Source organism: Micrococcus sp. PSi08 (genome assembly GCF_054960655.1).
Window position 1 is genome coordinate 1 of the sequence record NZ_JBHNYP010000040.1, and the last position, 11,824, is coordinate 11,824.

The 11,824-nt window shown below is 73.8% G+C and carries 8 protein-coding genes; all 8 read right to left on the reverse strand.

Annotated elements, in window-relative coordinates; genetic code table 11:
• Positions 1 to 112 precede the first annotated feature (112 nt).
• Positions 113 to 2,443, reverse strand: coding sequence for a 1,4-alpha-glucan branching protein GlgB (glgB, locus tag ACFI33_RS11160; RefSeq protein WP_036341447.1), 2,331 nt, complete (start codon positions 2,441 to 2,443; stop codon positions 113 to 115).
• 40 nt (positions 2,444 to 2,483) lie between these two features.
• On the reverse strand, positions 2,484 to 4,583 hold the full coding sequence (locus tag ACFI33_RS11165) for an alpha-1,4-glucan--maltose-1-phosphate maltosyltransferase (protein ID WP_127435279.1): 2,100 nt from the start codon (positions 4,581 to 4,583) through the stop codon (positions 2,484 to 2,486).
• 104 nt (positions 4,584 to 4,687) lie between these two features.
• On the reverse strand, positions 4,688 to 5,479 hold the full coding sequence (locus tag ACFI33_RS11170) for an ABC transporter ATP-binding protein (RefSeq protein ID WP_002855120.1): 792 nt from the start codon (positions 5,477 to 5,479) through the stop codon (positions 4,688 to 4,690).
• Positions 5,472 to 6,461, reverse strand: coding sequence for an ABC transporter permease (locus ACFI33_RS11175; protein ID WP_036341456.1), 990 nt, complete (start codon positions 6,459 to 6,461; stop codon positions 5,472 to 5,474). Before ACFI33_RS11175 ends, ACFI33_RS11170 begins: the two co-directional genes overlap by 8 nt.
• A 130-nt stretch (positions 6,462 to 6,591) precedes the next feature.
• Complete coding sequence (locus ACFI33_RS11180) at positions 6,592 to 7,602, reverse strand: ABC transporter substrate-binding protein (protein WP_127435280.1); 1,011 nt, start codon at positions 7,600 to 7,602, stop codon at positions 6,592 to 6,594.
• Positions 7,603 to 7,833: 231 nt separating this feature from the next.
• A complete protein-coding gene (gene rlmB / locus ACFI33_RS11185) occupies positions 7,834 to 8,823 on the reverse strand; it encodes a 23S rRNA (guanosine(2251)-2'-O)-methyltransferase RlmB (RefSeq protein WP_036317879.1) in 990 nt (329 codons plus the stop codon).
• A 74-nt stretch (positions 8,824 to 8,897) separates the two neighbouring features.
• The gene (cysS, locus tag ACFI33_RS11190) at positions 8,898 to 10,355 is read right to left on the reverse strand and encodes a cysteine--tRNA ligase (protein ID WP_095347530.1); all 1,458 of its coding nucleotides are present in this window, start codon (positions 10,353 to 10,355) and stop codon (positions 8,898 to 8,900) included.
• A 73-nt stretch (positions 10,356 to 10,428) separates the two neighbouring features.
• On the reverse strand, positions 10,429 to 11,730 hold the full coding sequence (gene ispF, locus ACFI33_RS11195) for a 2-C-methyl-D-erythritol 2,4-cyclodiphosphate synthase (RefSeq protein ID WP_095347529.1): 1,302 nt from the start codon (positions 11,728 to 11,730) through the stop codon (positions 10,429 to 10,431).
• Positions 11,731 to 11,824: the final 94 nt, after the last annotated feature.

The window sequence follows — 11,824 nt, forward strand, 5'->3', positions numbered from 1 at the left end:
GCAGCCCCGGGCGGACGGTCGGCTTCCGCGTGTTCTCGCGGATTCCTCGATGGCGTCCGACTCGGTTTGGCACTCCCGCGCCAAGACCGTCGATCGTGACGTGCACCACGCGTCAGGGCGTGACCGTCGAGTCCGGGTGCGGCTGGAGCCACAGGGTGGTCAGCGCCGGCACGTTCACCGTGACGTGGGCAGGCTGGCCCTGCCACTGGCCCTCATGGGCAGCGATCACCTCGGACTGGCCGGTCTGCTCCCGCCAGCCGTCACCGTGGAAGTCGGTTGAGTCCGTGTCCAGCACCACCGTCCACTCCCCCGCGGACGGCACCCCCACGCGCAACCCCTGACGCGGCGACCCCGAGAGGTTGGTGATGCACAGCAGCGGGGCGCCGCCCGGTTCGGCGGCCGGGGCCGCGTCGCCGTCGTCGTCGATCCGCGGCTCCGGCACCACCTGCGCCGCGGGCATGCGGAGGAACACGAGCGTGTTGCCGTCGGCGTCGCCGCCGTCCACCCACGCGAATCCCTCCGGGCTGTGGTCCAGCGACCACAGCGCCGGCTTGCTGCGGTAGAGCGCGTTGAGCTCCCGGATCGTCAGCTGGACCCCGCGGTGCGCCTCGTCCCACGAGACGGGCCAGTCCAGGCCCTCGCCCTCGGACCACTCGCTCGGCTGCGCGTACTCCCCGCCCATGAACAGCAGCTGCTTGCCGGGGTGCGCCCACATGTACCCGTAGTAGGCGCGCAGGGTGGCCAGCTGCTGCCGGCGGTCGCCCGGGATGCGGCTCAGCAGGGAGCCCTTGCCGTGGACGACCTCGTCGTGGGACAGCGGCAGCACGTAGTTCTCCGAGTAGGCGTACACCATGGAGAACGTCCACTGCCCGTGGTGCCACCGGCGGTTGACCGGGTCCTGGGACAGGTAGGCCAGGGTGTCGTGCATCCAGCCCATGTTCCACTTCTTGCCGAAGCCGAGACCGCCCGCGTCCACGGGAGCGGTCACCCCGGAGAAGGCCGTGGACTCCTCCGCGATCATGTGGACGCCGGGGTGCAGGCGGTACACGGTCATGTTGACCTCGCGCAGGAAGTCGATGGCCTCGAGGTTGTGGTTGCCGCCGTGCACGTTGGGCTCCCACTGCCCGTCCTCGCGCGAGTAGTCCAGGTAGAGCATCGAGGCGACGGCGTCCACGCGCAGCCCGTCGATGTGGAACTCGCCGAGCCAGTAGAGCGCGTTGGCCACGAGGAAGTTGCGGACCTCGGTGCGGCCGAAGTCGAACACGAGGGTGCCCCAGTCCGGATGCTCGCCCCGCCGCGGGTCCGGGTGCTCGTACAGGGCGGTCCCGTCGAAGCGCGCGAGCGCCCACTCGTCCTTCGGGAAGTGCGCCGGCACCCAGTCCACGATGACGCCGATCCCCGCCTGGTGGAGCGCGTCCACCAGGTGCTTGAACTCGTCCGGGGAGCCGAACCGGGAGGTGGGGGCGTAGTAGCCGGTCACCTGGTAACCCCAGGACCCGCCGAACGGATGCTCCGCGACCGGCAGGAACTCCACATGCGTGAACCCCAGCCACTGCACGTACTCCACGAGCTGCTCGGCCAGCTCGCGGTAGTCGAGCCCGGGCCGCCACGAGCCCAGGTGCACCTCGTAGATGCTCAGCGGGCGCTCGTGCGGGTCCGTGACGCGGCGGCGCTCCATCCAGGTGCGGTCCCCGAAGGCGTAGTCGGACTCCAGCACACGCGAGGCCGTGGCCGGGGGGACCTCCGTCCAGCGGGCCATCGGGTCCGCCTTCTGCCGCCAGAGCCCGTCCCGGCCGAGGATCTCGAACTTGTAGCGGTCGCCGTGACCGACGCCGGGCGCCAGCAGCTCCCACACGCCGGAGGAGCCGAGGGACCGCATGGCGTGGGTCCGGCCGTCCCAGCCGTTGTGGTCGCCCACCACGCGCACGGCCCGCGCGTTCGGCGCCCAGACCGCGAAGGCCGTGCCGACGGCCTCGTCGGCGGAGGTGCGGACCACGCGGGCGCCGAGCACCTCCCACAGCCGTTCGTGCCGGCCCTCCCCGATCAGGTGCAGGTCCAGCTCGCCGAGCGTGGGCAGGTGCCGGTACGCGTCGTCCTGCTCCTGGACGGGGCCGGTCGTGCCGTCCTCGGTCTCGTACGCCACCTCGACGCGGTAGTCGCCCGCGGCGGCCCCGGCCACGCGGGGCGTCGGGGCCACGCCCGCGAACACGCCGTCGTGCTCGTGCGTCAGCTCCACCCGCTGCCCGTCGCCGGCGCGGACCACCGTGACCGTGCGCGCCAGCGGGCGCAGCACGCGGTAGGTGACCGCGGCGCCGTCGGGATGCGGGTGGGCGCCCAGCACGGTGTGCGGATCGTGGTGCCGGCCCTGCGCGACGGCGGCCAGCACCTCCGGGTCCACGGCGAGCGGGGCGACGGCGGGGCGGGGGGCGGCGGACGGGGTCATGGCGATTCCTGTTCTGGGGACGGCGGGCGTCGGGAGCGGCTCAGCCGTTCCGGACGATCCGCAGGACGTGGGCGGGCTCGACGTGGGGGTCCAGGCGGACGTACGGGGTGCGGCCCCACCGCCAGCGCTGGCCGGTGAGCAGGTCCTCCACCTCGACGGCCCCGGACGCGTCGCGGTCCTCGGGGCGCAGACGCAGCGCCTCGAGGTCCAGGTCCAGGGTCGCCTCGGCAACGTCGTGCGGGTTCGTGGTGACGACGACGATCAGGGTGTCCTCCGCGGGACCGGCGTCGGTGACTGCCTCGGCGTCCCGGTGCGCACCCTCGGGGCGGGCCGAGCGCGTCTTCGAGAACACGAGCAGGTCCGGGTGGGTCGAGGCGTGCAGGGTCAGGTTCTGCAGGTCGCCCAGCGCCGGGTGCGCCGCGCGGATCTCATTGAGCCGGGTGAGGTACGGGGCGAGCGAGGCACCCGCGGCCTCCGCGCCCTCCCAGTCCCGGGGGCGGTACTCGTACTTCTCGTTGTCGATGTACTCCTCCGCGCCCGGCCGGGCCACGTGCTCGAACAGCTCGAACCCGGCGTAGACGCCCCACAGCGGGCTGGCCGTGGCGGCGACGACGGCGCGGATCCGGAACGCGCCCGGGCCGCCGTGCTGCAGGTACTCCGTGAGGATGTCCGGCGTGTTGACGAAGAGGTTGGGGCGGTAGAACGCCGGCGTCTCGTGCGAGATCTCCTGGAGGTACTCCGCAAGCTCCTCGGCGGTGTTCCGCCAGGTGAAGTACCCGTAGGACTGCTGGAACCCGACCTTGCCCAGGGCGTGCATCATCGCGGGACGGGTGAAGGCCTCGGCGAGGAACACGACGCGCGGCTCCTCGGCGCGGACCTTTGCGATCAGCCACTCCCAGAACCACAGGGGCTTGGTGTGCGGGTTGTCCACGCGGAAGATGTGCACGCCGCGGGCCACCCAGCCCCGCACCACGTCCAGCACCGCCTGGGCGAGGCCGTCCGGGTCGTTGTCGAAGTTCAGCGGGTAGATGTCCTGGTACTTCTTCGGCGGGTTCTCCGCGTACGCGATGGTGCCGTCCACGCGGGTGGTGAACCACTCCGGGTGCGCGGTGACCCACGGGTGGTCCGGGGAGCACTGCAGGGCCAGGTCCAGGGCCACTTCGAGGCCCTCGTCCGCGGCCGCGGCCACGAACGCCTCGAAGTCCTCGACGGTGCCCAGGTCCGGGTGCACGGCGTCGTGCCCGCCCTCGGGCCCGCCGATCGCCCACGGCGAGCCCGGGTCCTGCGGCCCGGCCGTCAGCGTGTTGTTCGGACCCTTGCGGTGCGTGGTGCCGATCGGGTGGATCGGCGGCAGGTAGGCCACCTGGAAGCCCATCCGGGCGACCGCCGGGAGCCGGCGGGCCGCCGTCGCGAAGGTGCCGGAGGACCACGTGCCGGAGGCCTCGTCGAAGCGGGCGCCCTCGGAGCGGGGGAAGAACTCGTACCAGGCACCGCGGCCGGCGAGCTCGCGCTGCACGTCCAGCGGGTAGAGCTCGGAGCTCGTGAGGTGCTCCCGCACGGGGCGGGCGTGGAGGACGGCGGACACCTCCGCCGACTCGGCGGAGGCCAGGCGCTGGGCCGGGATGAGCGACTCGTCCTCGAGGCCGCGAACGACCTCCTCGAACACGGCGCGGTCCTCGGCCGAGCGCTCCGCGTCCTCGGCGGCCCGGCGGAACAGGGCGGCGCCCTCGGCGAGCATCAGCTCCACGTCGACGCCGGCGGCGATCTTGACGGTGGCCGCGTGCTTCCACGTGCCCACCGGGTCGTCCCAGCCCTCGACCACGAACTGGTGCAGGCCCGGCTCGGCGGGCCGCAGCGTGGCCACGACCTCGTCCAGCCCGGGCCGGCCCGGACGCATCTGCACGCGCTGCACCTCGGCGCCGGCCGGGTCGAGCAGACGGACGGTGGCGCGCACGGAGTCGTGGCCCTCGCGGAACACGGTGGCGCGGACGGGGATGTCCTCACCGACCACGGCCTTCGCCGGGAACCGGCCGTCCAGCACGACGGGCTGCACGTCCGTCACCGGGATGCGCCCCGTGACGGTCTGGAGGCGGACATCGGCTGCGGTGGCGCTCTGGGTGTCGGGCTTCGCGGTGCTCACGCCACGACGCTACCCCGCGGCCGCGCCGGTGAGAACGGCCGGCCCGCCCGCCCGCCGTGGGGCGGAGGGGCGGGCCGGGGACACGGGGGCGCCGGACGGAGCGCTCAGGACAGCATGGTCTTGTCGTCCACGACGGCACCCTTGATCTTGGCGAACTCGGCCAACAGGTCCGCCGGGGTGCGCCCGGCCTTCTCCTGCTCGTCCAGCTCGAGGATGATCCGGCCGTCGTGCATCATGATCAGCCGGTTGCCGACCTCGAGGGCCTGGGACATGTTGTGCGTGACCATCAGCGTGGTGAGCCGGTGCTCGGCCACCACCTGCCGGGTCAGACGGGTCACCAGCTCCGCCCGGGACGGGTCCAGGGCGGCGGTGTGCTCGTCCAGCAGCAGGATCTTCGGGCCCGAGAACGTGGCCATGAGCAGGCTCAGCGCCTGACGCTGGCCGCCGGAGAGCAGCCCCACCTTGGCGGTGAGGCGGTTCTCCAGGCCGAGCTCGAGCTTCGTGAGCTCGTCGCGGAACGTGGCGCGCCGGGCGCGGGAGACGCCCCGCGAGAGCCCGCGGGCGTGCCCGCGTCGCCAGGCCAGGGCCATGTTCTCCTCGATCGTGAGGTTCGGTGCCGTGCCCGCCGTCGGGTCCTGGAACACCCGGCCGATCGAGGCCGCGCGGCGGTGGTCCGGCATGCGGGTGACGTCCTTGCCGCTTACGGCCACGGTGCCGGTGTCCGGGAGCAGCTTGCCGGCGATCGTGTTCAGGATCGTGGACTTGCCGGCGCCGTTGGAGCCGATCACGGTGACGAAGTCGCCCTCGGCCAGGTGCAGGTCGATGCCCTGCAGGGCGCGCCGCTCGTTGACGGTGTTCGGGAAGAAGGTCTTGGAGACCTGCGAGATCTCAAGCACGGGGGGCCTCCTCGGGGACGGATGCGGCGGGGGCGGCGCCGCCCGGCTCGCCGGTCAGGGGCATGCCGGCGGTGGCCGGTGCGGCGGCGGCCGGCCCCGGGGTCGCGGCCGTGCCCCGAGTGCGCAGGCTCAGGCGCTTGGCGAAGCCGAAGCGCGGCAGCAGCAGGGCCACGACGACGAGAGCCGCGGAGATCAGCTTCATGTCGTTCGGGCTCAGGCCCGCGTTGAGGGCGAACTGGATGATCAGGCGGTAGAGCACGGCGCCGACGATCACGGCGAGCGTCGCCCAGAAGACCGTGCGCTGGCCGAACACGGCCTGGCCCACGATCACGGACGCCAGGCCCACGAGGATGAGGCCGATGCCCATGGAGATGTCCGCGAAGCCCTGGTACATGGCCAGCAGGGAGCCGCCGAGGGCCACGAGGCCGTTGGAGATCATGAGGCCGAGGATCTTCATCCGGTCCGTGGAGACGCCGTACGAGCGGATCATCTCCTCGTTGTCACCGGTCGCCTGCAGGGCGAGGCCCAGGTCCGTGTGCAGGAACCAGTCGAGGATCAGCTTCACCACGAACACGCCGAGGAAGAGCACGAGGATCGAGCCCCAGTTCCGGGCCAGGCCCAGGTCGTCGAGCCACGTGAACAGGGTGTCCTGGCCGAGCAGGGGGATGTTGGCCTTGCCCATGATCCGCAGGTTGATCGAGTAGAGCGCGATCATCGTGAGGATGCCGGCGAGCAGGCCGTCGATCCGGCCCTTGGTGTGCAGCAGGCCGGTGACGAGGCCCGCGAGCGCGCCCGCCACGAAGGCGGCGAGCATGGCCAGGGGCACCGGCGTGCCGCCCGTGATGAGCACGGCGGCCGTGGCGGCGCCGGTGGTGAACGAGCCGTCCACCGTGAGGTCGGGGAAGTCGAGGATGCGGAAGGTCAGGTACACGCCGAGCGCGACGACGGCGTAGATCAGACCCAGTTCCACTGCGGTCAGCATGGGGTGGGTGCCTTTCGGGCGGTGCGAGGGGGACGGACGACGGCGGGCGGGGTGGGCCGGCCGTCGACGTGCTCCGCGGCGGCCCGGACCTCGTGGTCCGGGCCGCCGCGGAGGCGGGTCAGGCGCGGGATCAGCCCTCGACGAGCTGGTCGGCCCTGTCCGTGAGCTCGGCGGGGATCTCGACGCCGTAGGCCTCGGCGGCCTTCGGGTTCAGCACGAGCTGCAGGTTGGCCGGGTCGGCGTAGCCCACGGGCAGCTCGGCCGGCTTCGCGCCGTCCTTGAGGATCTTCACGGCCATCTCGCCGGCCTGCTTGCCGTGCGCCTCGTAGTCGATGCCGTACGTGCCCAGGGCGCCGCGCTCGACGGAGTCGATGTCCGCCGAGATGACGGGGATGCGCTGCTCCTTGCCGTAGCCCACCACGGTCTCCAGCGCCGAGACGACGGCGTTGTCCGTGGGCACGTAGATGCCGTCCACGCCGGACAGGGACTGCACGCCCTGCTGGACCTCGGACGAGTTGGTGATGGTGGCCTCCTTGACCTCGAGGCCCAGCTCCTTGCCGGCCTCCTTGGCCTGGCCCACCTGGACCTTGGAGTTGGCCTCGCCGGAGTTGTAGACGATGCCGACGGTCGTGGCGTCCGGCTTCACGTCCTTGAGCAGCTGCAGCTGCTCCTTGACCGGGTTGCGGTCCGAGACGCCGGTGACGTTGCCGCCCGGGGCCTCGTCCGAGGCCACGAGCTCAGCGCCCTTCGGGTCGGTGACCGCCATGAACACGACCGGCTTGTCCTTCACGGCCGAGGCGGTGCCCTGCGCGGCGGGGGTCGCGATCGCGGCCACGAGGTCCACGTCCGCGTCGTTGGCGAAGGTGGAGGCGATGGAGGTGACGGTGGCCTGCTCGCCCTGGGCGTTCTGCTCCTCGAACGTCACGTCCAGGCCGGCGTCCTTGAACGCCTCCTTGAAGCCCTCGGCCGCACCGTCGAGCGCCGGGTGGGAGACGAGCTGGTTGATGCCCACGGTGTAGGAGCCGTCGCCGCCGGCGGCGGAGGACGAGCCGGAACCGCCGGAGCCGGAGTCGCCGCACGCCGTGAGCCCGAAGGCGGCGACGGCGAGGGCGGCGGTGAGGGGGAGGGAGCGGTGCTTCATGAGACGGACCTCGTTCTGATGGTGCGGTGCGGGATGCGCTCGCCGACGGGGGCCCGTCGGACACAGTGCAGACACTGTGCGCGGTGACACGCATCACGGGCAAGACGTGCGCGCATTCACGCGACATCCTGCCATGTGATCGGCGTCACCGTGGACAGTCTGCCCCCGTCGGCGCCGTGCGCGACACCCGCGTCCCGCCCGGCCGTCATCCCGGGCGGGACGCCGTGGAGGTCAGCGCCCGCCGGCGCGCTGCACCGAGATCTCGTACAGGGAGATGCCCACCGCCATCGAGGCGTTGAGGGACTCCATCGTCGAGTCGATCGGGATGGACACGATCTGCTGGCAGTGCTCCCGCACCATGCGGGACAGACCCTTGCCCTCGGCCCCCACCACGAGCACGAGCGGCTCCGTGGCCAGGGCGAGCCCGGGCAGGGAGACGTCCCCGCCGCCGTCGAGGCCCAGCACGAAGTAGCCGGCCCTGTGCAGGTCGACGAGGGTGGTGTTCAGGTTGCCGGCCTGGGCCACGGGCACCCGCGCGGCCGCGCCGGCCGAGGTGCGCCAGGCGGTGGCGGTCACGCCGACGGAGCGGCGCTCGGGCACGATCACGCCGTCCGCGTCGAACGCGGAGCCGGCCCGGATGATGGCGCCGAGGTTGCGGGGGTCGGTGATGCCGTCGAGCGCGATCAGCAGCGGCGGGGTCCGCAGGTGCCCCTTCTCGTGCTTCGCGAGCGCGTCGAGGGCCAGGGCCGTGGCGTCCGCGTACTCATAGGGCGGGATCTGCAGCACGATGCCCTGGTGCACGGCCTCGCCGGAGAGGCGGTCCAGCTCCGGCTTGGTGTTCTCCAGGACCGGCACGCCCTGCTCGAGGCAGAGGCGCAGGGCCTCCTTGACGCGGTCGTCCATCTCGATGCGCACGGCCACGTGCAGCGCCTTGGCCGGGATGCCCGCGCGCAGCGCCTCGAGCACGGGGTTGCGACCGGAGACCGTCTCGTCCGTGAGCTTCACGCGGCCGCGGACCTGGTCCTTCACGGGGCCGCGCTTGGCGGCCGAGCGCTCGGCCAGCTGCTTGGCGCGGTGTGCCTTGTGGTAGACCCGGTCCTCGGCCTTGGGGGTGGGTCCGCGGCCCTCGAGCGCCTTGCGGCCGTGGCCGCCGGTGCCCTTCATGGGGCCCTTCTTGCCCTTGGGCTTGCGGGATCCGCCGGAGCGGGGGGCGGTGGACATGGCGGGACTCCTGCGTGCCGGGGACGGGGGCGGCGGCACGCGGGGCGCCGCCGGATCGCCCTCCAGTCTAGGTGTCAGTCCGCCAGGCGCCATGTGGCGCCGTCGGCGCCGTCCTCCACCACGACGCCGGCCGCGGCCAGCGCGTCGCGGATGCGGTCCGCGGTGGCCCAGTCCTTGTCCGCGCGGGCCTGCGCCCGCGCCTCGATCTGCGAGCGGACGAGCGAGTCGAGGGCATCCGACACCGGGCCGGCCGCGGCGTCGTCGCCCTCGGGCACGTCGTCCAGGCCCAGCACCGCGGTCATGGCCTCCACCTCGGCCAGGCGCGCGGCCGCGGCGTCGAGGTCCTGCCCGGCCAGCGCCGAGTTGCCGGCGCGGACGGCCTCGTGCAGGGCCGCGAGCGCCTGGGGCACGTTGAGGTCGTCCTCCATGGCGGTGCGGAAGGCGGCGGGCACGCGGTCCGCGAGCGCCCCGTCGGGGGCGGGCGGGACGGCGCCGGCGGCGCGGGCGCGGGCCGTGAAGCCCTCGATGCGCTCGACGGCGGCCTCGGCCTCGTCGAGGGCGCCGGGCCGGTAGTCGAGCTGGGAGCGGTAGTGGGCCTGCCCCAGGAAGTAGCGCACCGCCGTCGGGCGGGCCATGCCGAGCATCTCCTCGGGGGAGATCGTGTTGCCCACGGACTTGGACATCTTCTCCCCGCCGTAGGTGACGAGCCCGTTGTGCAGCCAGAAGCGGGCGAAGCCGTCACCGGCGGCCGCAGACTGGGCCAGCTCGTTCTCGTGGTGCGGGAACCGCAGATCCAGGCCGCCGCCGTGGATGTCGAACTCGGTGCCGAGGTACTTCGTGGACATGGCCGAGCACTCCAGATGCCATCCGGGGCGGCCGGCCCCCCAGGGCGACTCCCACACGGCGGTGGCGGGTTCGCCGGGCTTGGCGCCCTTCCACAGGGCGAAGTCGCGGGGGTCGCGCTTGCCGCGCGGGTCGGCGTCGGGCGCGTCCTGCATGTCCTCCACGCGCTGGCGGGTGAGCTCGCCGTAGCGCTCCCACGACCGGACGTCGAAGTAGACGTCGCCCGAGCCGTCCTGCGCGGGGTAGGCGTGGCCGCGCTCCATCAGGCGCTCGATGAGCGCGAACATCTCGGGCACGTGGCCGGTGGCGCGCGGCTCGTAGGTGGGACGGCGGACGCCGAGGGCGAGGTAGGCGGCGTCGAACGCCTTCTCGAACCGATAGGCCAGGGCCCACCACGGCTCGCGGGCCGGGTAGAGGTCCGAGGCCTCGAAGCCGGCCTCGTGGGAGGCGGCCGAGCGCTCGAGGATCTTGTCGTCGATGTCCGTCACGTTCCGCACCGAGGTGACGCGCAGCCCGGTGGCCTCGAGCCAGCGGATGAGGATGTCGAACACGATCGCGCTGCGCACGTGGCCCACGTGCGGCATGCCCTGCACCGTGGCCCCGCAGTAGTACACCGACGCCTCGCCGGGCACGAGGGGCTCGAAGTCCCGGATCTGCGCGGTGCGGGTGTCGTAGAAGCGCTGGGCCATGGGGGCGCGGTCCTTCCGGAGGGGCGGGGTCCTGACGGGGCTCTGCCAGCCTAGTCGGTGCGCCGGCGCGGGCTCAGGCCGCGGGGACGACGAGCGCGGTCGCGATCCCGACCAGCCCCTCCCTGCGCCCGATGAACCCCAACCGGTCCGTGGTGGCGGCGGAGACGGACACGGGGGCCCCGCCGAGGGCGGCGGACAGGGCGGCCTCCATCTCCGCGCGGCGCGTGCCCACCTTGGGCCGGGGGGCGACCACCTGGACCGCCACGTTCCCGACGGCGAGGCCGGCCTCCGTCAGCAGACGCAGCACTTCGCGGAGCATGTCCGCGCCGGAGGCGTCCGCCATCTCGGGCCGGTCGACGCCGAAGACGGCCCCGAGGTCGCCGAGGCCGGCGGCGGAGAGCAGGGCGTTGCACGCCGCGTGGGCGGCCACGTCCCCGTCCGAGGTCGCGGCCACGCCCCGCTCGCCGGGCCAGTGGATGCCGCCGAGCCACAGGGGCCGGGGGGCGTCCTCGGGTGCCCACGCGTGCACGTCGGTGCCGATCCCCACGCGCGGCAGGGGGGCGGGCGCGGCGGCGGGGCGGGCGGGCTGGTCCATGGGGGCCTCCTCCTGGGGGGCGCGGCGGGCGAGTTCGAGGCGGGCGAGGTCGAGGTCGGCGGGGGCGGTGACCTTGAACGCGGCCGGATCGCCGGGCACCACCACGACCTCGTGCCCCGCGGCCTCCATGACCATCGCGTCGTCGGTGAGCGCCGCGGCGTCGAGCGTGAGGTCCGTGCGCACGGCCTCGTGGGCCGCCAGCAGGGTGTCCAGGTCGAAGCCCTGCGGCGTCTGGATCGCGCGCAGTGCGGCGCGGGCCGGCGTGGCCGCGACGACGTCGGTGCCGCCCCGTCCGGGGGTGACCTGCTTGACGGTGTCCGTCAGCGGCAGGCCCGGGACCGCGGCGACCGCGCCGGTCTCGAGCGCCGCCGTGACGGCCCCGAACACGCTCGGCGGGGTCAGCGCGCGGGCCGCGTCGTGGACGAGGACCCGGCGGGGCGCCCCCGCCGGGGCGAGGTCGGCCAGAGCGCGGGAGGCCGCGGCGAGTCCGGCGCGGACCGAGTCCGCGCGCTCGGCGCCGCCGGGCACGCAGTGCACGGGCACGTCCAGGCGCGGGCCGGCGTCGACCTCGGCGGCCACGCGGCCGGCATCGGCCTCCGCCGGCGGGGTGAGCACCACGACGGCGTCGAGGGCGAGCCCGGCGGCGCGTGCGGCGGCGACGGACGCCAGGCAGTGGTGCAGGAGGGTGCGGCCGTCCGCGAGGGGGGCGAGGGCCTTGGGCAGCCCGGCGCCGAGGCGGGTGCCGGCGCCGGCGGCGGCGATCACGAGGGCGGTGGGCATGGCCTCATCCTAGGGAGCGCGCCGGGGTCCGTGGCCCGGGACCCCCTCCGGCGGCGCCGGACGGGCCGGGGGCGAGACAGGGGTGGGGGGGGGG